The sequence below is a fragment of the Dokdonella immobilis genome (assembly GCF_900115085.1).
Classification (GTDB): domain Bacteria; phylum Pseudomonadota; class Gammaproteobacteria; order Xanthomonadales; family Rhodanobacteraceae; genus Dokdonella; species Dokdonella immobilis.
The window spans coordinates 1-23930 of the sequence record NZ_FOVF01000042.1 but is presented as its reverse complement, the minus strand read 5'-3'; the positions used below and the strand labels follow the sequence as shown (position 1 = coordinate 23930).

20 protein-coding genes, 1 pseudogene and 1 riboswitch are annotated in these 23930 nt (G+C 64.6%); of the genes and pseudogenes, 10 read left to right on the top strand and 11 right to left on the bottom strand.

Annotated features, from left to right (window positions below; genetic code table 11):
- Positions 1 to 274 precede the first annotated feature (274 nt).
- On the top strand, positions 275 to 2245 hold the full coding sequence (locus BM125_RS18370) for a pyridoxal phosphate-dependent decarboxylase family protein (RefSeq protein WP_092410712.1): 1971 nt from the start codon (positions 275 to 277) through the stop codon (positions 2243 to 2245).
- 34 nt (positions 2246 to 2279) lie between these two features.
- On the opposite strand, the gene fabB is transcribed toward BM125_RS18370, so the two are convergent.
- The 4 genes from fabB to BM125_RS18350 all read right to left on the bottom strand — a co-directional run bounded on the left by fabB (position 2280) and on the right by BM125_RS18350 (position 6685).
- On the bottom strand, positions 2280 to 3488 hold the full coding sequence (gene fabB, locus BM125_RS18365; protein WP_092410710.1) for a beta-ketoacyl-ACP synthase I: 1209 nt from the start codon (positions 3486 to 3488) through the stop codon (positions 2280 to 2282).
- Between the two features lies 1 nt (position 3489).
- Positions 3490 to 4005, bottom strand: a complete 516-nt coding sequence (gene fabA / locus BM125_RS18360) for a 3-hydroxyacyl-[acyl-carrier-protein] dehydratase FabA (RefSeq protein ID WP_092410708.1) — start codon at positions 4003 to 4005, stop codon at positions 3490 to 3492.
- A 217-nt stretch (positions 4006 to 4222) separates the two neighbouring features.
- Positions 4223 to 6208, bottom strand: a complete 1986-nt coding sequence (locus tag BM125_RS18355; RefSeq protein ID WP_092410706.1) for a dockerin type I domain-containing protein — start codon at positions 6206 to 6208, stop codon at positions 4223 to 4225.
- A 180-nt stretch (positions 6209 to 6388) separates the two neighbouring features.
- Positions 6389 to 6685: a helix-turn-helix domain-containing protein gene (locus BM125_RS18350; protein WP_092410704.1), complete on the bottom strand. Its 297-nt coding sequence runs from the start codon at positions 6683 to 6685 to the stop codon at positions 6389 to 6391.
- Between the two features lie 102 nt (positions 6686 to 6787).
- Here BM125_RS18350 and BM125_RS18345 point away from each other — a divergent pair, with 102 nt between their 5' ends.
- Both BM125_RS18345 and BM125_RS18340 read left to right on the top strand, forming a co-directional pair.
- Positions 6788 to 7153, top strand: coding sequence for a VOC family protein (locus BM125_RS18345; protein ID WP_092410702.1), 366 nt, complete (start codon positions 6788 to 6790; stop codon positions 7151 to 7153).
- A gap of 226 nt (positions 7154 to 7379) precedes the next feature.
- A pseudogene (locus tag BM125_RS18340) lies at positions 7380 to 7718 on the top strand (YkgJ family cysteine cluster protein); the annotation flags it as partial.
- A 198-nt stretch (positions 7719 to 7916) separates the two neighbouring features.
- On the opposite strand, the gene BM125_RS18335 reads toward BM125_RS18340, so the two are convergent.
- Complete coding sequence (locus tag BM125_RS18335) at positions 7917 to 9464, bottom strand: S10 family peptidase (RefSeq protein ID WP_175498192.1); 1548 nt, start codon at positions 9462 to 9464, stop codon at positions 7917 to 7919.
- Positions 9465 to 9589: 125 nt separating this feature from the next.
- Between BM125_RS18335 and BM125_RS18330 the strand changes: the two genes are divergently transcribed.
- Positions 9590 to 9871 (top strand): cupin domain-containing protein, encoded by a 282-nt coding sequence (locus BM125_RS18330; protein ID WP_092410696.1) that lies wholly within the window; start codon positions 9590 to 9592, stop codon positions 9869 to 9871.
- Positions 9872 to 9928: 57 nt separating this feature from the next.
- On the opposite strand, the gene BM125_RS18325 is transcribed toward BM125_RS18330, so the two are convergent.
- The 4 genes from BM125_RS18325 to BM125_RS18310 all read right to left on the bottom strand — a co-directional run bounded on the left by BM125_RS18325 (position 9929) and on the right by BM125_RS18310 (position 14520).
- Entirely contained in the window at positions 9929 to 10531 is a 603-nt protein-coding gene (locus BM125_RS18325) for a NapC/NirT family cytochrome c (RefSeq protein ID WP_092410694.1), read from the bottom strand.
- Between the two features lie 54 nt (positions 10532 to 10585).
- Positions 10586 to 12973: an MtrB/PioB family decaheme-associated outer membrane protein gene (locus BM125_RS18320; RefSeq protein ID WP_175498191.1), complete on the bottom strand. Its 2388-nt coding sequence runs from the start codon at positions 12971 to 12973 to the stop codon at positions 10586 to 10588.
- Positions 12974 to 12995: 22 nt separating this feature from the next.
- Positions 12996 to 13967, bottom strand: coding sequence for a DmsE family decaheme c-type cytochrome (locus BM125_RS18315; protein WP_092410690.1), 972 nt, complete (start codon positions 13965 to 13967; stop codon positions 12996 to 12998).
- Between the two features lie 91 nt (positions 13968 to 14058).
- Positions 14059 to 14520, bottom strand: a complete 462-nt coding sequence (locus BM125_RS18310) for a c-type cytochrome (RefSeq protein WP_217647922.1) — start codon at positions 14518 to 14520, stop codon at positions 14059 to 14061.
- 356 nt (positions 14521 to 14876) lie between these two features.
- Between BM125_RS18310 and BM125_RS18305 the strand changes: the two genes are divergently transcribed.
- The 3 genes from BM125_RS18305 (at position 14877) to BM125_RS18295 (ending at position 19108) form a co-directional block, all read left to right on the top strand.
- Positions 14877 to 16655 (top strand): DUF885 domain-containing protein, encoded by a 1779-nt coding sequence (locus BM125_RS18305; RefSeq protein ID WP_175498190.1) that lies wholly within the window; start codon positions 14877 to 14879, stop codon positions 16653 to 16655.
- 579 nt (positions 16656 to 17234) lie between these two features.
- Positions 17235 to 17310, top strand: a riboswitch (S-adenosyl-L-homocysteine riboswitch).
- A 10-nt stretch (positions 17311 to 17320) separates the two neighbouring features.
- Positions 17321 to 18043, top strand: coding sequence for an MOSC domain-containing protein (locus BM125_RS18300; protein WP_092410686.1), 723 nt, complete (start codon positions 17321 to 17323; stop codon positions 18041 to 18043).
- 189 nt (positions 18044 to 18232) lie between these two features.
- Positions 18233 to 19108, top strand: coding sequence for a DUF4946 domain-containing protein (locus tag BM125_RS18295; protein WP_139225103.1), 876 nt, complete (start codon positions 18233 to 18235; stop codon positions 19106 to 19108).
- A gap of 114 nt (positions 19109 to 19222) precedes the next feature.
- Here BM125_RS18295 and BM125_RS18290 read toward each other — a convergent pair whose 3' ends face one another.
- Entirely contained in the window at positions 19223 to 19594 is a 372-nt protein-coding gene (locus tag BM125_RS18290) for a tudor domain-containing protein (RefSeq protein WP_092410682.1), read from the bottom strand.
- 329 nt (positions 19595 to 19923) lie between these two features.
- Positions 19924 to 20277: a hypothetical protein gene (locus BM125_RS18285; protein ID WP_092410680.1), complete on the bottom strand. Its 354-nt coding sequence runs from the start codon at positions 20275 to 20277 to the stop codon at positions 19924 to 19926.
- A 289-nt stretch (positions 20278 to 20566) separates the two neighbouring features.
- On the opposite strand from BM125_RS18285, the gene BM125_RS18280 reads away from it, so the two are divergent.
- The 3 genes from BM125_RS18280 (at position 20567) to BM125_RS18270 (ending at position 23772) form a co-directional block, all read left to right on the top strand.
- Positions 20567 to 22327, top strand: coding sequence for a diguanylate cyclase (locus BM125_RS18280; protein ID WP_175498189.1), 1761 nt, complete (start codon positions 20567 to 20569; stop codon positions 22325 to 22327).
- A gap of 593 nt (positions 22328 to 22920) precedes the next feature.
- Complete coding sequence (locus tag BM125_RS18275) at positions 22921 to 23241, top strand: hypothetical protein (protein ID WP_092410676.1); 321 nt, start codon at positions 22921 to 22923, stop codon at positions 23239 to 23241.
- Positions 23242 to 23433: 192 nt separating this feature from the next.
- Positions 23434 to 23772 carry a hypothetical protein gene (locus BM125_RS18270; RefSeq protein ID WP_092410674.1) on the top strand — a complete coding sequence of 113 codons (339 nt, stop codon included), beginning with the start codon at positions 23434 to 23436 and terminating at the stop codon, positions 23770 to 23772.
- Positions 23773 to 23930: the final 158 nt, after the last annotated feature.

The window sequence follows — 23930 nt, the reverse complement described above, 5'->3', positions numbered from 1 at the left end:
ACCGCGCGGGCCGGAGTTCGCCAATGGAGGGCGCAGCCGCGGGAAGCCAGCGAACAGCTTGCGCAGCGCTGGCGCGGATGTGTAGGGCCAGTTGGCGCGTGGCAATCGGTCCAGGCGCAACGGAGCAAAAGGTTGTCCGGCCTCGGCGTTGCCTGATCTGGATCAAGGACCACTGCAGCGGCGCCGATCACACTGCACCGTGCAATCGGCAGGCATCGACCGGCTTGCCCGCAGGGCGGAACCGGGGTTCCGCCGCACCCAACGGAATCGCTCAATGATCAACGAACACCCGGGCGCAGTGGCCGGCGCCGACCGCCATCGCATCGACGCCTGTTTCCTCGGTCCCTACGGCGAGAACGACGCCCTGCTCGAGCGGCTGGTCGTCGAATTTCTGCGCGATCATGTGTACTGGCGGCGCAACTTTCATCCCGAGGATCCGCCGGCGATCTCGACCGAAGCATCGCGCCATCCCGACTACCTCGCCTTCGAATCGCGCATGCGACGCGAACTGCACCAGCTTTCCGCGGCGCTGAAGAAATCGGTGCCGTTCCACAGTCCGCGCTATCTCGGCCACATGGTCTCGGACCTGCTGCTGCCCGGGCTGGTCGCGCAGATCCTGACCCTGCCGTACAACCCGAACAACGTCAGCGAAGATGCCGCGCCGGTGACCGTCGACATGGAAGTGCAGGTCGGCCTGCAACTGGCGCGAATGATCGGCTACCGGCATGATCCCGCACAGCCTGACTGCGCGTTTGGCCATCTGACCTCGGGCGGCACCGTCGCCAACTACCAGGCCCTGCGCCTGGCCCTCGCCCTGAAGGCCTTCCCGGTCGCGTTGCGCGACGCCGGCGTTCCCGATCTCGAATTGCCCGAGGACGACTGGTGCGCCTTCAACCTGCACCCGCATGCGGCGACCGCGCTGCTCGACCGCTACCAATCCTGGCTGGCCGCGCAATCGCCGGCGCAGCGCCGGCATTGGCGCCAGCGCGTGCAGTCGGCGCGCATCGAACACCTCGGCCTGGCCGGGTTCCTGGCCCGCCATGCGGAGCTGCGCGTGCCGCTCGTGCTGGCTCCGGTGACCGCGCACTATTCGTGGAGCAAGGGGCTCAAGCTGCTCGGTCTCGGCCGCGCCCACCTGCAGCTGTTGCCCGAGCGCGGCATGCGGCTGGATACCGACGCACTCGAGGCGATGCTCGACCGCTGCCGGCGCGATCGCCAGCCGGTGCTGATGACGGTCGGCGTGCTCGGCACCACCGAGTACGGCACCGTCGATCCGATCGATCGCATGCTCGAGGTCCGCGAGCGCGCCAGCACGGCCGGGCTCGGGCATTCGCTGCACGTGGATGCCGCCTGGGGTGGTTACCTGGCGACTGTACTGCGCAACGAGGACGGCAGCCTGCGCAGCCGCGACGAGGTGGCCGCCGACTATCAGGCGTTTCCGGCGGCCGAGGTTTATTCGGCGATCGCCGCGCTGGGCGACACCGACTCGGTGACGATCGATCCGCACAAGCTGGGCTACCTGCCGTTCGGCACCGGCGCCTTCCTCTGCCGCGACCATCGCGTCACCGCGCTGCTTGCCGAGGAGGCCGACTACGTGTTCCACGGCAGCGCACCGAAAGGCTACCTCGAGCGCTACCGCAGCCTCGGCCAGTTCATTCCGGAAGGCTCCAAATCGGGCGCGAACGCGGCGGCCGTCTTCGTTACCCATCGCGTGCTGCCGCTGGATCACCGGCATTTCGGACAGTTGACGCGGCAGACCATACTGGCTGCCGAGGCCTTCCATCGGCGCGCCATGGTGTTTGCCGGGCAGATGCAGGCCTGCGTCGCCGCCCTGGTGCCGTTCGCGGCCGACAGCAACCTGGTCTGCCTGGCCCTCAATCCGCGCGGCAACCGTGAGGTCGCCGAGGCCAACGCCTTCGTGCGCAGCCTGCACGACGAGATGCGCGCCGACCCCGGTCAGCCGCTGCAGTTGAAGCAGTTCTTCGGTTCGGTGACCACGCTGCGCCCCGAGGCGCTCGGCGCGGCCGAGATGCAGCGCATCCTCGGCGCGCTCGGTCTCGATGCCGCCACCCTCGAAGGCGCCGACGATGGCGACGACCGGCTGCTGATCCTGCGCCACACCCTGATGAATCCCTACCTGATCGATCACGAGAACGGGATCAGCTACATCGACCGCTATTTCGAGTATCTGCAGGAACGCATATCACGGCTGAGCGCCTCGCGCGGTCGCGCTGCGGCGCCATGAGGGCCGCGGCCAGGCCGGCCGTGGACCGCACCGCTCAGACGCGCCCGAAGACCAGGCTCGCATTGGTCCCGCCGAAACCGAAACTGTTCGACATCACGGTCGAGAGCCGGGCATCCCGGCTCTCGCGCACGATCGGGAAACCGGCCGCGCGCGGGTCGAGATTGTCGATGTTCGCCGAGCCGGCGATGAATCCCCGGTCGAGCATGAGCAGGCTGTAGATGGCTTCATGCACGCTGGCGGCGCCGAGCGAATGCCCGCTCAGTGCCTTGGTCGAGGACAGCGCCGGCACCTCGGCGCCGAACGCCTCGCGCACGGCCTGAAGTTCGATGATGTCGCCGAGCGGGGTCGAGGTGCCGTGCGTGTTGAGGTAATCGACCGGCCCGCTGAGCCCCTGAAGTGCCATGCGCATGCAGCGCACGGCGCCTTCTCCACTCGGGGCGACCATGTCGGCACCGTCGGAGGTGACCCCATAGCCGAGCAGTTCGGCGTGGATCGTGGCGCCCCTTGCGCGGGCGTGCTCGTAGTCCTCGAGCACGAGCATGCCTGCGCCGCCGGCGATGACGAAGCCATCGCGGTCGATGTCGTAGGGACGCGAAGCGGCCTGCGGTGCGTGGTTGGACCGGCTCGACAACGCGCCCATGGCGTCGAACTGCGCGCTCATGCCCCAGTGCACCTCGTCGCCGCCACCGGCGAACATCACATCCTGGGCGCCGTGGCGAATGAGGTCGGCGGCCGCGCCGATGCAATGCGCCGAAGTCGCACACGCCGCGGCGATCGAGTAGCTGAGCCCGAGAATGCCGAAGGCGGTCGCCAGGGTGGCGGAGACCGTCGAGCACATCGTGCGCGGCACCATGTAGGGGCCGATCCGGCGCACACCCTTTTCGCGCAACAGGTCGCCGGTATCGATCTGCCACTGCGCCGATCCGCCACCCGATCCGGCGATGACGCCGGTGCGCGGATGGCAGACCTGTTCGATGGCCAGGCCGGCGTCGGCGATCGCATCGCGCGTGGCGACATACGCATACGCCGCCGCATCGCCCATGAAGCGCTTGAGCTTGCGATCGATCGCGGCGACCAGGTCCAGTTGCGGAATGCCGGCGATCTGGCTACGCAGTCCGCGCTCACCGTGTTCGGGCGCCACGCGAATGCCGCTGATCCCGTCGCGCAGGGCCTGCGCGACCTGGTCGACGGCGTTGCCCAGGCACGACACGATGCCGACCCCGGTCACGACCACGCGGCGCATGTCAGAAGCCCTCCGTCGACTGGAACATGCCGACGCGAAGATCCTTGGCGACATAGATTTCGCGGTCATCGACGAAGGTCTGGCCATCGGCGATGACCATCACCAGCTTGCCGCGCATGACCCGGCGCACGTGGATCTCGTAACGGACCTGTCGCGCATCCGGCAACACCTGGCCGCTGAACCTGACCTCGCCGACACCGAGCGCGCGGCCGCGGCCCGGCTCGCCTAGCCAGGGCAGGTAGAAGCCCGCCAGCTGCCACATGGCATCGAGGCCGAGACAGCCCGGCATGACCGGATCGCCGATGAAATGGCAGTCGAAGAACCACAGGTCGGGTCGAATATCCAGCTCGGCGCAAAGCAGGCCCTTGCCGTATTGTCCTGCGTCCGCCTCGACCCGGGTGATGCGGTCGAACATCAGCATCGGCGGGGCCGGCAGGCGTGCATTGCCCGGGCCGAACAAGTCGCCGCGGGCACACATCAGAAGTTGGTCGTGATCAAAACTGCCGGGACGCGTCATCAAGGCTCCAGTGGACGGGTGGACAGCCGAGTCTGATCGACGCGGGCCTCCGCGTACACTGATCCAGGTCAAATTTCGCGGATCCGGCCCACGCGCAGGGCGAGAACCGTTGCTTAAGCAGGGTCTTATCAAGTAGCAAAGTCGTCATGGATGCCACCTTTTCAGCATCCAATCAATCAGTTGGGCGACGCCTGCCTGCGCGTCGCCGGAGCGGCGCTCAGCGTCGGCGGAGCCGTAATCCCGCCATCGCGACCAGCAGCAGGGTCAAGGCCGCCAGCAGTTGCGGCGTCAGGGTCGGAATGAAGCGGATCGGGGTTCCGCCACAGGCGTCGAAGATCGGCGCCGGTTGCGGGCCGGACCATGCGGCGACCAGGGCGGTCGCATCGCTGCAGTCGATCTGGCCGTCGCCGTTGAAATCCCCGGCACCACAGAGAGCGGAATCCGTCGTGCCGGCCAGGCACGCGCCGAAGCGTTGCGCATCGAGCGTGTCGACGTCGCCGTCACCATCGAAGTCGCCACGCGTGAAAACATCGAGCGCGAGCACCGAGGAGGCCATCGCGATCGGCGCCGCGCGACCGCTGTCGTCCCAGAGATCGTGCAGGGTCTGTCCCCAGTGATCGGATTGATTGGTTTCGCGCAGCGCCTCGATGTAATGCCGGGTCACGGTCTGGTAGAGGACGCTCACCTCCGCGCGGGCGGCACTGACGGGAATCCAGAATCGTGGGTCGTCCCAGTATTGTCCGTCGGCATAGGCGCGTCCGACGGCGGGCGCTCCCGCGGCGGCGTAGGCGGCGTTGTGGAACCCACGTGGCGGGATGCGCGTGTCCTTGACGATGGTATCGGCCAGTGCCATGTGCGTGGTCCGTCCCGGCGCCAGTCCGGTCGCCGCCGCGGCGGCGTCGGACAAGCCGACGGCCATCTCGTAGACCACCGTGCCGGATTCGTCGAGTTCGGCAGTCATCGCATCGTAGCCGCCGTACTCGCGCAGAAGCTGGCCCGCGGCATCGAGCAGGCGCACCTGGACCCAGGCCCGCCGGCCCTCGATATGACCGGTCGGCAGCTTGTGGCCGGTTTCGTTGATGACGCGCGCGCGCAACATGCCGCCCGGGTCCTGCTGCAGCTCGAGCGTGGCCGCGCGGCCGAGCATGTCGTTCGCCGCGGCCATGCCGACCGCGAGGGCGTCCTGATCGACCGCGGGGTCGTCGGCGTAGTAGCGGCCGATGATGTCGAGCACCCACGACGACGCGCCGGCGAAATCGTGGCTGCGCAGATCCGTGCGGGTAGGCCCGAAGCGGCAGGCGCGGCCTTCGCGAACCGGCATATGGCAATCCTGGCAGGTCGATACGATGCCGCCGCCCTCGCCACCGAAGCGACCGGCCATGTCGACGCCGCCGGCGGCGAATGCGGACAGCTTCCATTCGCTGAAGGTGCGCTCGAGCGGAAAGTGACTGGCCAGATCCTCGCTTTCCGGCGGCGTATCGAGCGCGTTGTAGCGATAGCTGCCGTCGGCCTGGCGCGAAACGGCGACATTGCCGACGTCATGGCAGGTGCCGCACAGCGCGCTGCTGCGGTGGTACGGCGAAACCAGAAGTTCGTGAGACGGTTCGGCATCGGTGCGCGGACCGCGGCGCACGCCATCCGGATCGAGCACGAACATGGCATTGCCGGTATGCGCGGGGACTGAATCCAGCGCATCCAGGACCGCGAGGTCGCGGGGCGGACTGGCGCCTGGCTGATAGCGCGGATCGACCATGGCATGACAGAAATGGCAGTCCACGCCTTCGCGGTCGCGCGCGTCGAGGGTGCTGCCATCCGCCACTTCGGCATGGCCGCTGACCACCGCCATCGGCACGTGGCAGCGCAGGCAGAAGTAGCCGACGTTGGCGACATCCTGGTTGGCCGTGGCGAGCTGGGCGAAGAACAGCGGATCGCGGCCGCCGTTCGCCATCAGGCTGCCTTTCCAGCTTGCCAAGGGTTCGGCACTGCTGCCGGTCTGCGCATGGCAGGCCGCACACTGCTGCGGCGACTGGAAGGCATCGGCATGTGCATCGCCGACCTGGGTGCCCGACAGATGGAAGTCACGCAACGTGGCGGGAACGGGAAGCGCGCCGGCAAGGCCTGACCAGGCGACCTGCGCCAGTGCCATCGCCAGGACCAGCCGCATGTGCGCGCGCCGGTTCGCTTTCGGATCGATTCGTTCCATCGCGCCATCGCAATCAGTCCATTGCGATGGTTGGGCGGCGCAGGCTCATGTGCCTTGACCCAGGTCAAGCCAAGGCCAGACGCCGTCGTCCCGAGCATGGACGAGCATGCCCTCTTCACCCGTCGCGGACGCGGATCTGCGGTGCCCGCGCACGCTGCGCTGGCGCTCCCGTTGGATCGCTCAGCGCACCCACGGCTTCTGCAGGCGTCGAACCGGGTGCGTCGTCGTCGCCGCGATCTCATCGCTGACCAGGCCGCGGCGGCGCAGGTGACGAATGGCGGCCTGCACCGTGGATTTCGCGAGTCCGGTGCGCACCGCGATGTCCTGCAGGCTCAAGGCAACCGACGGCGTGCCGGCGCGCTCCGATGCGCAAAGCAGGCACAGGTAGACCAGGAACGCGGCCGGCCGGCGATCGTGGCCAACCAGGTCCGGCAGCAATACATCAAGAACGTAGGGCTCGATGGCATAGCGCTTCATGATTCTGGATGCTATAGCAGCTGTCGCTACAAGGCACGCTCGGGCTGGGGCAGAATCGACAGGCCGCGGCGCAAATCTCGCCGCCAGCCCAAGGATTTCGTCATGATCACCCACCTCAAGTTCGTCGGCGTGCCGGTCCAGGACCAGGACCGCGCACTCGCCTTCTATACCGAGAAGCTCGGTTTCGCCATCGCCACCGACCAGCCGATGGGTCCCGGCATGCGCTGGATCGAACTGCGCATCGGCCAGTCCCCGACCCGATTCGTCCTGTTCACGCCGCCCGGCCACGAAGACCGCATCGGCACGTTCTTCAACGGCTCGATCGCCTGCGACGACGTCGAGGCGACGGTTCGCCAACTCGAAAAGCGCGGCGTCGAGTTCGTCGAGCAACCGACCAGGCAGCCCTGGGGCACCTTTGCCAAGTTCAGGGATTCCGAGGGCAACACCTTCGTGCTGTCTTCGTCGTAGACCGGCGGCGTCACATCCCGGGCCAGCGGGGTCGGCGGGACCCTCCCAGGCGCCGAACGCCTGGGCCCGGGTGCGAGGGATCGAGGATTGCCGGAATCCGTGGCCGGCCCTAGAATCCGCGCCGATTCCCGGCAGGGCGTTCGCTCATCGGTTGCAACAGGCGACCCGTGGCGCCTGCACAGGAGGCAATGCGTTCGCTGTTGTCGCTTGAGTCGGTGCAACCCGTATGGGTCATCCCTGTCTGTCCTGTGGCGCTTGTTGCGCCCATTTTCGCGTGGCCTTCCACTGGTCCGAGGCCGATCCCACGACCGGCGGCATCACGCCGGCCGGATTGACCGAAGCCTTCGACCCACATCGCGTCGTCATGCGCGGCACGCAGTCGCGCACGCCGCGCTGTGTCGCCCTGCACGGCGAGGTCGGCCGGCAGGTCGCCTGCTCGATCTATGCGCAGCGCCCTTCGCCCTGCCATGCACTGGTGGCTGCATGGGAGAACGGACTGCCCAGCCCGCAATGCGATCGTGCCCGCCTGGCCCATGGCCTGCCCGTGCTGACGCCTTTGCAGTGGGCGGAACCCGTGGCTGTCCAGACCGACGCGGGGGACGCTGCGTTGCCGGTTTTCGATGCGATCGCGCAAGCCCCGGATGAGGCCGCGATGGAGGGCCAGCCCCCGTTGCTCCTCCATGCCGAACGTGCGCCCGCCGCGCCGGCCTGACCCGATTGCGACCGGACCCGGGTCGGATGCCTCAGCCAGCGCAGATGGAAACTAGTTCACGTTGGAATGAATGAAGTCGCTGGTCGTGTCCTTGAACTTCTTCATCGATGGCGGGTGCACGTACATCATGTGCCCGGCGTCGTAGTACTCGAAATGCACGTTGGCGCGCAGCTCGGGGGCGACATCGAGGTGCTCGACCACGTACTGGATGGTCCGATAGGGCACGGCGAGATCGAAGTAGCCCTGCTGGATCAGCACCTGCATCTTCGGATTCATGGTCAGGGCCTGGGCGAGGTCCACGGCGGTATTGGCGAACGGCGACTTGAAGCCCTGCAGGTCCGGTTGTGCGTGGCTGTCGTCCCAGTGCATCCAGAGGTCGCCGGAGAGAATGTATTCGCGATCGGACTCGACCTTGAGATCCTCGCGGTAGTAATCGTTGAAGGTCGCCACGATGGCCGGAGCGATCGCCGCGGAATACGGGTCATAGCGCATGCTTTCCGACAGGGGATCGACGGTATCGCCGACGTAGCGCGAATCGACGCGTCCGATCACCTTGCCCTTGTTGCGCATCAGCTCCTGCAGGAACCGGCCTTCGTCGAGGCGCAGGTTGGCCTTGTCCCAGTAGGCGGCCGAAATACCGGTGTAGCGTTCGAGACCGGTCAGCACCGCCTGCCGTTCCGCCGCGGTCGCGCGGGTGCCCTTGAACAGTACCGGGGCGTAGACGTCCTCGGAGAAGGCCTCGACCTCGCGCAGAAACGGCTGCAACTGTTCGGGCCGGTCCTTCAGCGCGTGCTGATACCAGGCGGTGGAGGCGAAGGTCGGCAGGAAATTGACGTAGGGCTCGTCGACGCGCAGGCCTGCGAATCCGGCCGCGACATCCATATAGGGCGATACGAGGATCACGCCATTCAAGGCGACATTGTGCCGGGTCAGCAGGGCGAAGCTGACACCGCCGGTACGCATGCCACCGTAGCTTTCGCCCAGGATGAACTTGGGCGACGACCAGCGGCCGTATTCCGAGAGATACTGCACGATGAAGTTCGAAACCGACGTCACATCCTGGTCGACGCCCCAGAAGTCCTTGCCTTCGCCTTTTCCGATCGTCCGTGAAAATCCGGTACCGATCGGGTCGATCATGACGAGGTCGGCGACGTCGAGGATCGAATATTCATTCTCGACGATCCGGAACGGACCGCGCGTGTTGTAGGCGAGGTCATCGATCACGGTGCGCTTCGGGCCCAGGATGCCCATGTGCAGCCACGCCGACGCCGATCCGGGGCCGCCGTTGTAGGCGAACACGATCGGGCGCGTGCGCGGGTCGACACCATCGCGGGCATAGGCGGTGAAACCGAACAGGGCGACCGGTTCGTCCTTGTCGTTCTTCATCTGCATCGTCCCGGCGGTCGCCGTGTAGCTGATCGCCGCCGCGCCGACACGGCCCTTGTGATGGGTGACGAAGACTTTCCCTTCGGGGATCGTGTTCTCGGCCTTCGATTCCGGCGCTTCCGGCTTTTTCGCCGTGTCGGCGCCAAGCGCGTCGTGCGCGATGAGCAAGGCAAAGAGGCAGGCGCCGAAGGCCGAGGCAAGTCGATGGATCATTCGATTCCCCTGTTGGGTGTCCCGGAAATTGATCCTACCATCCGTTCTGCGCAGCATCCCGCACCGGCAATCCGCTTCGCTTCACGCCGGATCGGTCCGGACCGCAGGTAATCGCACTCGAGCGCATGGATGCGGTCAAGGTCACACCGTTGCTGAAGGCGGAAACCACCCGGCACGGCCAGCCCATCGACTATCCCGGTGGCAAGGCCGAGCTCAACGGACTTCCCTTCGAGATTGCGCCGGGCGCAAGGACGGGCTGGCACCTGAATCCACGCGTCTCCTTCGCCGAAGTCATCGATGCCTTGCATGAGGGGCACAATGACGGATCCAGCCCGATCAGGATCGCCGTCTTCCCTGCGAGCGCCGTCGGCGACATCCTGGCCGTGCGCGATAAGACCACGGAATAGGGGCCGCAAACTTCAGGGGTGCTTCATCGAGGCAGCCCGGCAAGCCTGTTCGCGCCGCTACTCTTCCTCATCGGGATCCCGGTATTCCTTCGGTAGATGATGGGCAATGCCCTTGTGGCAGTCGATGCAACTCTGGCCGGCCTCGCTTGCCGCCATGTGCTTGGAATACACCGACTGGCGCTGGGCTTCGCCGCTCATGGCGTCGAAGTGGTGGCAGTTGCGGCACTCCTGCGAATTCGCCGCTTTCATGCGTGCCCATTCGTGGGTCGCCAGTTCCATCCGGTGCGCCTCGAATTTCTCCGGCGTGTCGATGAATCCGGTCAGCTTTCCCCACAACTCCTTGCTTGCCTGGATCTTGCGGACGATCTTCGGCGTCCACGCATGCGGCACGTGGCAGTCCGAGCAGATCGCGCGCACGCCGGAGCGATTGCTGTAGTGAACGGTCTCCTTGTATTCCTGATACACGTTGTCGCGCATCTCATGGCAGCTGATGCAGAACTCGAGCGTGTTGGTCGCTTCCATGCCGGTATTGAAGCCGCCCCAGAAAATGATGCCGCCGAAGAATCCGACCAGCAGCAGGGTCAGCAGGGAATAGCGTGCGCTGGGCTTGCGCAGGAATCGCCAGAAGCGACGGATCATGCCGGGTGCCTGCTTGCTCATGGTTCGGTCCTGCGCCAAATGGGAGCGGCTGCACGAGCTGCAGGGCGCACCCATCTAGCGGAAGCTGTAGCGATAGGCGACAAACACGCTGTTGACCGAGTAGTTCGGCGCCTGCTGGTTGGTGGGCAACAAGGTGGTGGGGGTGAATCCCAATTGGTAGGCGTTGTAGAAGTAGTCAGTCGATTTCAGGCGCTGGTACAGATAGCCGGCCAGCAGGCTCGACGAGGCATTGAGCCGATAGGCGCCAATGAACCTGAGTTGCGTGGTCTTCGCCTGGATGTCCGGGGAACTGCCGGAATTGCCGACCGCCGGATTGATGTTCTGCACGAGGTCGGTGACATAACGCGAGGTGCTCGACGAATAGTTGAGCTCCTCGGTGAGGTCCAGCTTGCCACCCATCAATGCCTTCTGCGTGCCGCTGATTCCGAGAGTGTGGTCGCGGTCGCCGAAATTGTTGCTCCACAATGTGTCGCGCAACGCGACGGCGTTGCGTCCACTCGCGCTCAGGAGGTCGCGGGAGCGACGCTGCCAGCTCACGTAGGCGGCGACCGCGCCGGTTTCCGAGTAGCTGAAGTTCGCGTCCAGGTTGGCGCTCGAACTGTGGCCCTTCTGCACGCCCAGGGTGGAATCGTAGTCGTCGTTGGTGCGGCGCCCGTTCAACCCCAGTGTGAACTGGTCCGTCGCCTGCCAGGTGACGCCGGCCTTGAACAGGTTCTGGCTGCGTGAAGCAGCAAAGAAGGCGAGATAACCGAAGTTCTCGAAACCCTGGTCGTTGGCCTGCATCGGGTTGTAGAAAGAATCGTTGACCTCGGCCTTGCGCCGGCCGTGGGTGAAGCCGGCATTCAGGTCGACCGTTTCGCCGAGTCGGGCCCGCCAGGTCGCGACGAGGCGGTTCTCCTCGTTCTTCGGCACCTGCACGCAGGAGGCATTGGTGTAATACCCGGCATTGGTATCGGACAGTTCGCCCTGTGCGTTGTTGGCCAGGTCATTGCCGCACCAGCGATGGATGCGATCGTATTCGTAGCCGAGATGCAGGTGCTGGTGCGAGCCGAACCGGTAGTCGGCGCCCATGTCGAACTGGAGCCGGCGATTGCTCATCGGGATGTTGACCGCAGTCAATTCTTCGCCACCCAGGTCGAGAAACGTGTATTCGCGCGAGGCGGTGCGATTGTCGCGTTCGTTGTAGCGGAGTCCCGCGGCGAAGCTCAGGGCCTTGCCGGCCTGGTGGGTCAGTTTCAGGTCGGCATGGGTCAGCACGACCAGTCCATCGAGCGAATTGACCGGAAGGTTCTCGGCCGTATCGGGCACCAGGGTGTAGGTTCCGTCGTAGCTGGCGTCCTGCGTGTTGCGCGCGTAGGAGAAGGCGCCGGTCAGCTTGGTCGACGGGCTGAACAGGTAGCCGCCGCTCAGGTTCAACTGGTGCAACTGGTTGTCCGGCGGCGTGCTCATCGTGCTGAGCGGAAAGGCATCGCCCGGCGACGTTCCGGGCGCGGGATTGGGCTGGTCGCCGGTTCCGCCGGTGACAAACGGATTCGACCAGGTCACGCCCGAGTAGTCATCGTGGAACATCGAACCGAAATAGCCGAGGCTCGCGAAGCCTTTGCGTCCGGTCCAGTTCAGGGCCAGATTGAGCGTGTCGGTCTTGTACTCGGTCGGATTCATCAGGATCGCGATGCGTTCGCCACGATAGTTGAAACCACCTGCGTCGGAGAGGTCGTAGGCATCGGTACCCGAGCCGATCAGCTTGGCCCCGGACTGGTCGAGGCGCTTGAAGTCGAACTGCACGGCCCACTGCGCATTCATGCGATAGCCGGCACTGAAGCCCGTGTTGCGACGCTCGCTGTAGATGTTCTCGTCATGGAACGCCGCCTGCTGGGATGCGGTGAGCGACTGCGTGCCGCGATTCTCGCTGGTGATCACACCGCCCGAGGCCGTCGTGGTCGTGTTGATGACGCCGAACGACGGCGGCAGGACGAACAGGTTGTCGCCGGGCGATCCGAGAAACGGCGTCTGGTAGGAGCCATCGGTCGTGTAGTGGCGCAACTGATCGAAGGACACGCCGAAATTCCAGACGCCCTGCTGTGCGATGTGCGCTTGCAGATTGCGCGAGGTCGTACCGAGATCGATTCCGCTCACTTGCCAGCGCGTCGTGCCGCCGTCCTGGCGGTAGGCATCGCCGCCGCGAATGTCGAAATTGGCCAACAGGTAGGCACCCGAACGATAGAGCCCGTTGTATTCGCCGAATTTCGGCGAATCCGTCGGCACGTTCAGCACGCCGATCTCGAGCCAGTTGAGCGGATAGATCAGTGCGTGGACATCCTCGTTCTCCGCATCGAGAGCCTGAGCCTGGACAAGCGGCGATGCACCGACGAACAGCAGCAGGGCTGCACGTATCGCCAGGGAAACGGCTTTGACGGTCAATTGCTTGCTTTCGGTGTGCATGGCGACCCCCCGGGAGTGCGCTCTAGTGATGCAGGAATGCGCCGGTTGGCGAATTCGACCCATGGACCATGACATGGCAGTTCATGCACGCCCGACCCACGGCATTCGAGTTGGGACTGCCTCCGGCCAACGCGCCGCCGCCCTGGATACCGCCGACGGCGGTGCCGTAAGGAGCCTGGCTGTTGTGCGGACCGTCGTGGCACTCGTCGCAGAGGAAGGGTGGCCTCGACTTCAGCAACGCCGAGATGTTCGAGCCGTGCGGGGTATGGCAATTCGTGCAGTCTTCATTGACCGGCTGGTGCTCCCAGAGAAACGGTCCGCGCTTTTCGGCATGGCAGGTCAGGCAGGTTTCGGTGACCGTATTCTTCACGAGCAGCTTGGGCCCGGAGGAACCGTGCGGATTGTGGCAATCCGAACAGGCCATCTTGCCGGCGTCGAGCGGATGCGTGGAGATGTGTTTGGTTTGCGCCCGCTGTTCCTTGTGGCAGCCAAAACACACTTCAGGCTGAAGGATCTTGACCAGCATCGGGTCGTTGGCCGCATGCACCGTATGGCAGTTGCTGCAGACGACATCGCCGAGCTGGTGCTGGCTGCCCGACCAGTGCGTGCGCAAGCCTTCCTTGTGGCAGGTCAGGCAGGCCTCGGTCTGGACCAGCGGGTCGCTGGGCTGATAGCCGGCCGGCGTGTGCTTCGATCCGAAGATGACATCCGGGGCCGGACGTCCCTTGCCCTCGGTATCGCCGGCAACATGACCGGCGCTTGCGCCGTGGCAGGACTGGCAGCTTGGCGTGCGCCCATCTGCGGTGACGCCGTGCGGCGTCTGGTACATGGCAAGGATGGGCTTGGTCTCCGACTCGTCGTGGCAGCGCGTGCAGACCGCGTCCTGCCCAACTCGGGTCGGAGTTGTTTCATCGGCCTGGATCGCCGGCGAGCACATGGCCGCGGCGAAGCCCAGCGCCGCACCGAGCAGTGCAACCGTCCGTCCTCGTTTCATGGCGATCCCCGTTGTTCGTGATGCGTTGTGCGATCACCGCGCCAGCGCGCCCCCATCCGGCGGAGCCCAGGCTCCGCTCCCCAGGCGGCGCTCAGAGCGACAGGATCCAGTCGATCAGGTTCTTTATCTGCGCCATGTCGTCGGGTGGCGAAGTCTTCACGATCTTGTGCGCTTCCTCATGCCCGTCCGGAAACTTGGCTTTCTCGCCCGAGGTGATGTGTTCGATCAGGCGGGCCTCGGCGTTTTCCTTGCCGCGGTACTTTTCCGCGACCGCGGTGTAGGCGGGCCCGTCCTTTTCCTTGGAGATGCCGTGGCACTTGAAGCAGTTGTTCTGGCGAGCCAGTGCCTTCGCAGCTTCGATATCCACCCCGGCGCGGGCGCCGGCCGGGAACACCAGCCCAAGTCCGAGGATCGCCATGGGGATCAACCACTCGCGCGACTTCATGAGGAACATCTGCAATCTCCTTCGCTGGCGCAGTCCGTGCGCAGTGCGGGAATTGGCCCGACCGGTGGCCGCGTCGTTCGTCGTGGCCTCGGTTGGTTGGTCGTCCATCGCCTCCGGCAAGCGGTCTCCCGTTACGACCACCGCGCCTGCGGGCCCATCTCGATGGACATCTGTGTCGACTTGCGTGCACGGGATTGGGCGCCGCGCCATCGGATCCCGACTTGATCCAGATCAAACAAACCTCAGGGGCAGAAAATCGGCTTTCGCCTGAAGCCGGGACCATTTGCGGGCGCCGAAGGGCAGGGAATTCGCCCGCCAATCCCGGGTTTCAGGGGGTGCCAGGGATGCCGTCGGGCAGCGCCAGCCGGGCGGAAGGCGATGGTCGGTCGGGCAATGACCTTCTACCCGTGTGGCCGGCACTGCAGGGGCCTAGCATTGCGCCTCTATTCAGGACGGGAACGATCATGTTGAGGAATGTAATGTTTGCCGGCCTGCTGGCCGGAGCGATGCTGGGGCCGTGCACCGGTTTCGCCAAGGACGACCAGGACTGGGTCAAGCGATCCAACGAGATTGCCTACCAGGTCCTCGAATCCCAGGCCAGCTTCGCGCCGGAGTTTTCGAGCCGAACCGGCGTGAGCGGATTCGACGAGAAGATCTTCGATCTTGGCGAGAACCTCGCCCAGCGCCAGATCGCCGCCGCGCAGAAAAGCATCGACATGCTCGAAGGACATCTGGCCAAGGAGACCGATCCGCGCGTCGCGCAGGATCTGCAGATCATGATCCAGTCGCAGAAGGACAACATCGAGTCGACCCAGGTCAACTACGACCGCGTCGTTCCTTACGGCAACATCACGGGTCTGATCTTCGCCGGGTTCCGCGGCCAGCTCGACAAGCAGGTGCCGATGGAGCGCCGCAAGGCCGCCCTGGTGCGCCTGAAGAAATATACCGGCGAAGCCGAAGGATTCCAGCCGTTCGTCGAGCAGGCCAAGCTGCGCCTGACCGAGCGCATGGGCGTCAAGGACCTGATCGAGCCGTACCGCGGCGAAGTCGAGAAGGACCTCGAGGATTCGGCGAAGATGATCGTCGGCCTCGAGCAGCTGTTCCAGGCCAGCGGCCTGGACGGCTGGCAGGATTCGCTGGCCCTGCTGCAGAAGCAGTTGCGCGACTACAACGAGTGGGTGCGCGTGACGATCCTGCCGAAGACCCGGGCCAGCTCGATGCTGCCGCGCGAACTCTACGAACTGCAGCTCAAGAACTACGGCGTGGATGCTTCGCCCGAGGACCTCATGGCCATGGGCCAGGTCGGCTTCATGGACATCCGCAACGAGATGATGGCGCTGGCGCCGCTGGTGGCCAAGGAGAAGGGCTGGGACACGCGCGACTATCGCGAGGTGATCAAGCGCCTCAAGAAGGACCAGATCCACGGCGATGCCCTGCTGGCCAGATACCGCTCGGTGATGGAGGAGATCGACCGGATCATCCAGCGCGAGAAGCTCGCCACCTTGCCGAACGAGCCCGCCCGCGTGCGCATGGCGACCGCCGCCGAGACCGCCGAGCAACCGGCCGCGCATCTGGACATCCCGCGCCTGATCGGCAACACCGGCGAATACCCCGAGTTCATCGTCCCGAAGATCGAGCAGAACAAGGACGGCAGCTGGCCGGACAGCGACTACGCGTTTCCGGCCATGATGTGGACGCTGGCGGCGCACGAAGCGCGGCCCGGCCACGAAATGCAGTTCACCACGATGCTGCGTGGTGGCGTGTCGACGGCACGTGCCCTGTTCGCCTTCAATTCGGCCAATGTCGAAGGCTGGGCCCTGTATGCCGAGTCGATCACCAAGCCCTACATGCCGCTCGACGGCCAACTCGCCTCACTGCAGGACCGACTGCTGCGCGCCGCCCGCATCTGGCTCGATCCGGCCATCAACCTGGGCCTGGTGACCCCGGCCGAGGCCAAGCGCGTGCTGATGGACGACGTGGTCGAGGACGATTCCAACGCGCAGACCGAAATCGATCGCTACACCTTCCGCTCGCCGGGTCAGGCGACGGCCTACTACTACGGCTACAACAAGCTGCAGGCCCTGCGCGCGCAGACCGAACTGGCCCTGCGCGAGAAATTCGATGCACGCGCCTACCACGATTTCATCCTCGCCCAGGGCCTGCTGCCACCGGCCGTACTGAAGAAATCGGTCATGGCGGATTTCGTCGCCCCACGCACGAAGGATGCGGTAAAGGCGAAGTGAGAAACGATCCCCGGTCCGGCACGTCGCCGGACCGGGGCACATCGCAAGAGCGCTGATGCCAGGCGCACAGCAAAGGGAACCTGGCGGAGGCCAGCCCCCAACCCGTAAAGAACTCCGTTCGTCCTGAGCGTAGCGCAGCGAAGTCGAAGGACAGTTTCCCAACAACCCCAACCTGGAATGCCTCTCCCGCCGGCGGGAGAGGCTGCCGACAGGCTGGTGAGGGTGGACGGGCGGAGCAGCAATCCCAAGATCAAAAGCCCACCCTCATCCGCCCTCCGGGCACCTTCTCCCGCCAGCGGGAGAAGGAACAACAAGAGCTCCTCACTTCCGTTCGTCCTGAGCGTAGCGAAGCGAAGTCGAAGGGCCTCCATCCGCGCCGGCCGCGCAACAAACAAGAAAGACGCATCAGCGCCCGGCCCGCACCGACAAAATCACCCCGTTCGCCCAGAGAGCAGCGCCGCAAAGTCGAAGGACGATCGCGCACCATCGATCGCATGACATCCGTGGACAATGCTTGACGCGAACGCATCTCCGTGATTTCCTGAACGCCTTACTTCCGTCGCGCCAAGGCGCGCACCCCTCGTCGAGAGGCGCTGCAGCGGACCCGGTCCGCCACGCTCGACGTCGGTTCCCAGAGTAAGGGCGCCTCTATCTGGAGGTGCATCATGAATCGCTCTGAATGTGGCCGGCACGTGGGTCGGGTCGTCGGACTGTGGCGCTACCCGGTCAAGTCGATGGCAGGCGAAGCGCTGTCCGTGGCTGATGTTTCCTGGCATGGCCTCGCGGGTGACCGTCGCTGGGCCTTTGTTCGAAATAACGTCGTGCAAAGTGGGTTCCCCTGGCTGACGATTCGCGAACGCAACGACATGCATCGGTATTCCCCGTCGTTCGTCGATGCCGACCGTCCCGACAAGTCCCGGGTCAACGTGAGAACACCCTCGGGTTACGACTTCGATGTCGCCGATCCCGCGCTGGCGGCGGAACTGAGTCCCGACGGCGTGCGGGCCATCAAGCAGGACCGCGGTGTCTTCGATACGTTTCCGTTGTCGCTGATCAGCACCCAGACCATCGCCCAGCTCGGCCGGAGCGTGGGCCAGACGCTGGACGTGCGCAGGTTCCGTCCGAACCTGCTGATCGAAACGCTCGACGACGCGGCATTTGCCGAAGATGCCTGGGTCGGTCGCACCTTGCGCATCGGCAGCATGCGCATGCGCGTGGACAAGCGCGATGGTCGCTGCGCCATCATCACGATCGATCCCGAAACGGCGCAACGCGATACCCATATTCTTCGCACGGTGGCCCGCGATCGCCAGGGTTGTCTCGGCGTCTACGGCACCACGATGGAGCCGGGCCGGCTCGCCATGGATGACGACGTCTGGGTGGAATGACGGCTGCCCCGCGCAGCAATCGCGGAAGATCGGGGGACCCACCGGCATTCGCATCGGGCCCCGCGCAGGCCGGTGCCATCGTTTTGGCCGAGGAAGAGGGCACGAAGCTCGCGCTGCGGCACGGCTGCAACGTGCCCGATCGATGGTGACCGGCCGTCTCGGTTGGCCGACGCCATTGGCGTCGGCCGAATGTCCATGTCGCTCGCCGGATCGCGTATTGAACCAAGGCACGACAGGGCGAGCGGGTCGGCAAGCGTCGTCATCGTCCGAGCTTCGGCGCGACAGTCACCCGCAGGAGGGAGAGCGATCATGTCCAAACCGGCAAGGCAGGCGTTGGTGCTCTGGATGGTCGGTCTGGGTTTGGCGATCGCTGTCCTGTTCGGCGTTCTTGGGCCTCCCCGCAGCAGCGATGGCGCAGGCGAAGCGTTGGGGCGCCTGCTCGCATTGACCGGATGTGCGGCGCTGGCGAGCTGGTTGCTGGCCCGCAACAGGGAGCCGGAATGGACATGGCTACGCTTCGGCCTGGTCTATGCCGCCGCCATCGTGGTCATCGCCGTCATTTCCTCGTTCGGGCGTGCCAGCGCCGCCGAACCCTGGCCGTTTTCGATTTCCTTTCCGGCCGGTTGGTCCGTTGCAAGACTCGAGGGAGTTTCCTCGGCGGCAGAGGACCTCGACAGGGGTGTTCGCACGCGTGGCCGTCGCGATGATGAGGCAGGAACCGTCATCCTTGAAATCGGATGCACGACGCTCGTTGAAGGCAAGTCCATCGACATTGCCGGAGAAATGGACGATGTCATCGAAGCGACGGACAGCGCGTTCGAAGCGCAGGGGATCGTCTCTGAATCTGCGCGGCCGGTTGTGGAAAAGCACGCCGGGCTCGGATGGCGAATCGCCGAAACCACCTCCCGGAATGCGGCCGGAACCCAGGTCCGCCGCACTCTTGCCATGAGCCGGAATGCGCACTGCCTGCTGGTTGCAACGATGGTCGGCACGCCGCGCGCCCATGACCTCCAGCGAGGTACGTTCAGGGCTGTGCTGGACAGCCTCGTGGATCGCCGGAACTGAACGTGCGCCGGTGAACCTCGCGCCCGTGCCAGTGGGCGCTGCGTTGCAGGCGCCCGACATGGTTTGTTTCGCTGCGGGCTCCCCAGCAAGGGTTCGCCGCAATGCGGCAATTGCCTATCGCGATCGGCAGCCACCCGTCGCGATGCGTTCGCGGTCGCCGTCGTCGTATTTCACGTCGATCTGGGTGCCGTCCTTGCTGAGGCCGGTGATCGCGCCGGCATACCAGGCCTTGCCGCCGGACCAGCGACACTCGACGCGGCTGCCGAGGGTCCAGTCGTACGGACGGACCTTGTTCAGCGCTACCGTTTCATGGGTGCCGTCATCGTAGGCGATGGTGATCGTTCCGCCGTCGCGGCTTTGCACGACACCAGGAAACCAGAACTCGCCATCCCGCCACTTGCCGAGCACCCAGTCACCCGGCTTCTGGGCCAGGACGCTGGCCGGTGCCAGCAGGAGCAGCGCGCAAAATAGCAAACCGTGCTTCATTGTTGTTTTCCCCAGATGCCCGACCACGGCGGTCCGGCGTGTCGGCAGTCTACGGGCTCCTGATCCGGATTTGCAGCGTGGCCGCGCCGTCCCGGTTCCGCGATTCGACGCTGCATCGGGATTCCCCTGCACGAAGGCATGGCCGAACGCGCAGTCGCGAACGCTATCCGTCAGCGCGAGGCAGACGATGGGCGCGGGCGGAGCGGCAAGCGATCCTTCCTGCCATCACCAACGAGCGATGAATCCCCGGCATGAAGCCCGGCCGCCTACCCCCGGCAGATCGAGGGTGACGGCAGGTCAGCGGGCCGCCAGAAAGACCATTGAAAGCATCAGGGCGACATGGCCTTGGCGGCGTCGGCCCGACCCTTCAGGTTGGTCACGTATTCGACGAAGTTCTGTTTGCCGGTCCCCTCGAAGCGCAGGCGCGTGCCGTTCGGGTCGAGACTGACCGTGATCAGTCCGCCGTTCGAGAACAGGCAGCGACCGGGACGCAGTCCATCGCGCAGGACCTCGCGGCAGTCCTCGAGTTCGAAGTCTTCGGCGGTGATCTTGACGATCTGGGTGTCGCCATAGGCGGTAATGCGGGCCTGCTCGCCAACCTTTTCGACCTGGACCATGTTGTTGGGTCCGAATCGTCCGAAAGAGAAGAGCGCGGCGGTGAAGAGAAGTGCTGGGCCGAGCATGGATGCTCCTTGATCGATGGTTGCAGCTGTAACCTTACAGCGGGTGTGAACTATCATGCATCAATCGCGCCAGATTTGGGCCTGAAAGCCTCTGTCGGCGGCCAATTTGTCCCCGGAGCGGCCCGACGTGGCACCATCACCGGCAGGCCTGAAGCGGGAAGCTCCCTCGAGGGCAGGACACCGGATCCACGGGTAGCGCGATGCGGGCGCGCGGGCGGAGGGAGGGCGGATGCACATCAGGTCAGGCGGGCGATGGCCGGGACGCGAACGAGCGCTCCTGGCGATCATGATGATCGCGATGCTCGCGGCGACGCCTGCCATGGCGCAGCAGGTTCGCCTCGGGGCCGGCAGCGTGGTCGGCGTCGAGCCGGCCCAGGTCGGGTCGACAACGACGCCCGAATTGTCACCATTCGCCGATCCGGCCAGCCCACTCGGCCGCTATGCGCTGCTGCTCGATGAGCAGCCCGGACAGCCGCTGACGCTGGAGCAGGCGCGGGCGCACCTGGCCGCCGGTGATTTCCGGCGCTCGACGGTCGACATTCCCAACCTCGGCAATCGCTCACCCCCGCGCTGGCTGCACTTCGCCATCGACAATACCCAGCCGGCAGCGCGCGACTACCGCATCTATGTCGCCGAAGGCTGGACCGATCGCGTCGATGCCTGGCTGATTCGTGCGGGTGAGATCCGCCTGCACTGGCAGGGCGGCGACGAGCGATCGCCCTCGCACTACCTGCGTCCGGGTATTGGCTTCGCTTTCGACGCGTCGCTGCCGCCCGGCCCGAGCGAATTGTTCTTGCGCGTCGACAGTGTCGATTCGGTGGCCCTGGCGCCACGCATCGTGGCCCTGGCCGACGCCAGCGAGCTCGAGGGTGCCGCCCAGCACTGGCTCGGCCTCGTACACGGGTTCCTGCTCGCACTCGTGGTCACCTACGGCCTGCTCTGGCTGACCCTGCGCGAAACCAGCCTGCTGCGCTACGTCGCCTATGTCGCGAGCTACCTGTACATGCATCTGGCCTATTCGGGCATCGCGGCACACGCGCTGTGGCCCGATTCGCCGGCGATCGGCCGCTTCGCGATCCTGGTTGGCATGACCCTGTTCGCCAGTTCCGGCATCGCCTTCGCGCGTCAGTTCCTGCGCATGCGTCAGTGGGCGCCGCGCCTGGATCGTACGCTGGCCTGGCTGGTCCGCCTGGCGCTGGCCGCGATGGCCATCTTCGTAGTCGCCAATGCGCAGGGGCCGGCGGTCGATTTCGCCTTCGCCTACATCATGGCTTTCACCCTGCTGATGGTGGCCTTCGGCGTGCTCGGCGTTCGCCATCGCCAGGACCAGGCCAAGCTCTTCCTTGTCGCCTCGCTGATCAGCATGATCGGCGCCATGGTTGCGACGCTGGCGGTGATGGGCAAGTTGCCGTTCAACGCCGTTACGTTCCGCGCCATCGAGATCGGCGTGATGACGGAGGCCTCGATCTGGGCGCTCGCCCTCGGCCTGCGCCTGCGCCGCGACCGGGAAGGCCGCGTGCGCGCCCTGCAACTGGCCCAGCACGATCCACTGACCGGCCTGCTCAATCGACGCGGCTTCCTCGACCGCGCCTTGCCCGCGCTGAAGACCGCCTCGAGCGCTGCAACGCCGCTGGCCGTGATCATGCTCGATATCGATCACTTCAAGTCCATCAACGACCAGCACGGCCACGACGCCGGCGACCGCACCCTGGTCGCGGTGGCCGAATGCCTGCGCGATCTCGTTAGCAGCGACGGCCTGATAGCCCGCTGGGGCGGCGAAGAATTCGTGATCCTGCTGCCGGCCATGCCACAGACGGAAGCCGTCGCTACTGCCGAACGCCTGCGCGCCAGACTGGCTGATCTCACCGTGATCCTGTCCGATGGCCGCGAAATCCGCCTGACCGTGAGTCTCGGCATAGCCATTTCCACAACCGCCACCGGCCTCGAAGACCTGCTGCGCCAGGCCGACGACGCGCTGTACAAGGCCAAGCAGGCAGGACGGAATCGGGCTGAGATATGGGCGCCCCTTGAAATGGGCGCCGCGGAGTAGGGTTCGGGGCGATAGAACCACGATCGCTACAGCACCTTGCTGCGCGCCTTCAAGGCACGCGTGACCCTGCGCCGGGCCGAGCACGGGATTTGTCCCAGGATTAGACCGCAGGATTAGGCCGCACGATAGCTGGAACCGATTGATTCCGGAGGAAAACTTGTTACATGTTTTGCCGGAATGGCCATGATAGGCTTAAGGAATAGATCCCATTGTGGGGTCTAATAGTAGTTAGAGGTCAAAATGAGCTTCAATTCGGAGGCCAACATTGTTAGAGATATGACTTCGCCAATTGGCTTGAAGTATGTGAGCTTGCGCCATTGTGTCGAGCGATTTTGTCCTCTTGGTTTCGGAGAAACGTGGGCATTCCTCTCTGCTAAAACGGGCCTTAAAGAGAATGAACAGAACTCTGCAGAAACTCTCGTAGCAGCAATAGAAATTCTCTCGGAGTGGCGACGTCTTACGATCGAGAAGAGGACTGCGGAGCAGCTATATCTCAATGGGTTGGTCAGGCTCGGCGTTTCAGATGCTGCCCTCTAACCAGTCAATCAAGCCGACCGCTAACGCGGCGGCTTATTTCCAGTGTTAGGCCTCAGATGAATCACCTCGTCGTCTTCTGGATTGGTATCGCAGTGGCCGTCATTCTGAGTGCTGCGGTCAACTACGAAGCTTTTTCGATGCTGGACGATCGTCCCGGCGCGCCCCGGGCTCTGGGCGTTGCATGCGGCTCGTTGGGGATTGTCTGCATGGCGCTTCTACCGTTCATGCCCATCGTCATTGCACTCCAGTGGTTCGCCACGGACGCTCTAGCAGGCGCGCGTCTTGCCCGAGCTATATTCTTTATCGCAATCGGCAGCAGCGTCGGCTCGCTTATTGCTGTGCTTTGGTCATCGTGGCTGTGTCGCCATGAGGCCTAACAATTCGTCCAAGCCGACGCCGCTTCGCGGCGCGGCTTAACTCAGGTGTTAGACACGGAAAACATGGTGATTCGGCTAGCCTGCATAGTCTTTCTCGCAACCTTTTCGTCGTATGCATATTCGGTTGAGAACGAGTCACTTGTTTCCATTCGTCAAGACTACTCTGGAACGGGCGCACACACTTGGGAACTCATGCTGAAGGAAGATGGCTCTGTTGTTGAGGAGCAATACAACATTGGTGCAGCGGACATTCGCTCAATAGAAGTCATCAAGGTTGTTCGAAACGTTGGCCAGGATCAGGTTCACTCCCTTGTGGCTGAAGCTTCTGAGCTGATGAAGAGCCTTCCTGAAAACGTTGATGAGCGCATATATGTTGATCCCGAGACAAAGGTCATTAGAGTTAGTTTTGATGGGCGCAAGCTATTTTCCGGTTGGTCGTCTTATGAGACTACTCCGGCGAGTAGCACGACCGAAGCTTTTGAGCGGGTATGGAATGCATTGCGCTTGCTCCTGTTGGGTGTCAATGCCTAACTTTTCATTCGAGCCGACGTGCTAACGCACGCGGCTCAATTCTGGTGTTGGGCTTATGAGAATGCTATTTCAATTGATGCTTGCAATGCTGCCTATTTCGCAAGCATGCGCCTCATCGCGGCCATCTCAAGTGAGTTCTGGCGTTCCATCAGTATTGG

Bases quoted from the DNA above. Each gene is read 5' to 3' on its own strand.
- BM125_RS18310 (WP_217647922.1), bottom strand. From the start codon at position 14,520: ATGGACGACCAACCAACCGAGGCCACGACGAACGACGCGGCCACCGGT.
- BM125_RS18330 (WP_092410696.1), top strand. From the start codon at position 9,590: ATGGATGCGGTCAAGGTCACACCGTTGCTGAAGGCGGAAACCACCCGG.
- BM125_RS18335 (WP_175498192.1), bottom strand. From the start codon at position 9,464: ATGATCCATCGACTTGCCTCGGCCTTCGGCGCCTGCCTCTTTGCCTTG.
- BM125_RS18295 (WP_139225103.1), top strand. From the start codon at position 18,233: ATGTCCATGTCGCTCGCCGGATCGCGTATTGAACCAAGGCACGACAGG.
- fabB (WP_092410710.1), bottom strand. From the start codon at position 3,488: ATGCGCCGCGTGGTCGTGACCGGGGTCGGCATCGTGTCGTGCCTGGGC.
- BM125_RS18315 (WP_092410690.1), bottom strand. From the start codon at position 13,967: ATGAAACGAGGACGGACGGTTGCACTGCTCGGTGCGGCGCTGGGCTTC.
- BM125_RS18270 (WP_092410674.1), top strand. From the start codon at position 23,434: ATGCTGAAGGAAGATGGCTCTGTTGTTGAGGAGCAATACAACATTGGT.
- BM125_RS18280 (WP_175498189.1), top strand. From the start codon at position 20,567: ATGATCGCGATGCTCGCGGCGACGCCTGCCATGGCGCAGCAGGTTCGC.
- BM125_RS18300 (WP_092410686.1), top strand. From the start codon at position 17,321: ATGAATCGCTCTGAATGTGGCCGGCACGTGGGTCGGGTCGTCGGACTG.
- BM125_RS18355 (WP_092410706.1), bottom strand. From the start codon at position 6,208: ATGGAACGAATCGATCCGAAAGCGAACCGGCGCGCGCACATGCGGCTG.
- BM125_RS18345 (WP_092410702.1), top strand. From the start codon at position 6,788: ATGATCACCCACCTCAAGTTCGTCGGCGTGCCGGTCCAGGACCAGGAC.
- BM125_RS18325 (WP_092410694.1), bottom strand. From the start codon at position 10,531: ATGAGCAAGCAGGCACCCGGCATGATCCGTCGCTTCTGGCGATTCCTG.
- BM125_RS18305 (WP_175498190.1), top strand. From the start codon at position 14,877: ATGTTGAGGAATGTAATGTTTGCCGGCCTGCTGGCCGGAGCGATGCTG.
- fabA (WP_092410708.1), bottom strand. From the start codon at position 4,005: ATGACGCGTCCCGGCAGTTTTGATCACGACCAACTTCTGATGTGTGCC.
- BM125_RS18275 (WP_092410676.1), top strand. From the start codon at position 22,921: ATGAATCACCTCGTCGTCTTCTGGATTGGTATCGCAGTGGCCGTCATT.
- BM125_RS18290 (WP_092410682.1), bottom strand. From the start codon at position 19,594: ATGAAGCACGGTTTGCTATTTTGCGCGCTGCTCCTGCTGGCACCGGCC.
- BM125_RS18370 (WP_092410712.1), top strand. From the start codon at position 275: ATGATCAACGAACACCCGGGCGCAGTGGCCGGCGCCGACCGCCATCGC.
- BM125_RS18285 (WP_092410680.1), bottom strand. From the start codon at position 20,277: ATGCTCGGCCCAGCACTTCTCTTCACCGCCGCGCTCTTCTCTTTCGGA.
- BM125_RS18320 (WP_175498191.1), bottom strand. From the start codon at position 12,973: ATGCACACCGAAAGCAAGCAATTGACCGTCAAAGCCGTTTCCCTGGCG.
- BM125_RS18350 (WP_092410704.1), bottom strand. From the start codon at position 6,685: ATGAAGCGCTATGCCATCGAGCCCTACGTTCTTGATGTATTGCTGCCG.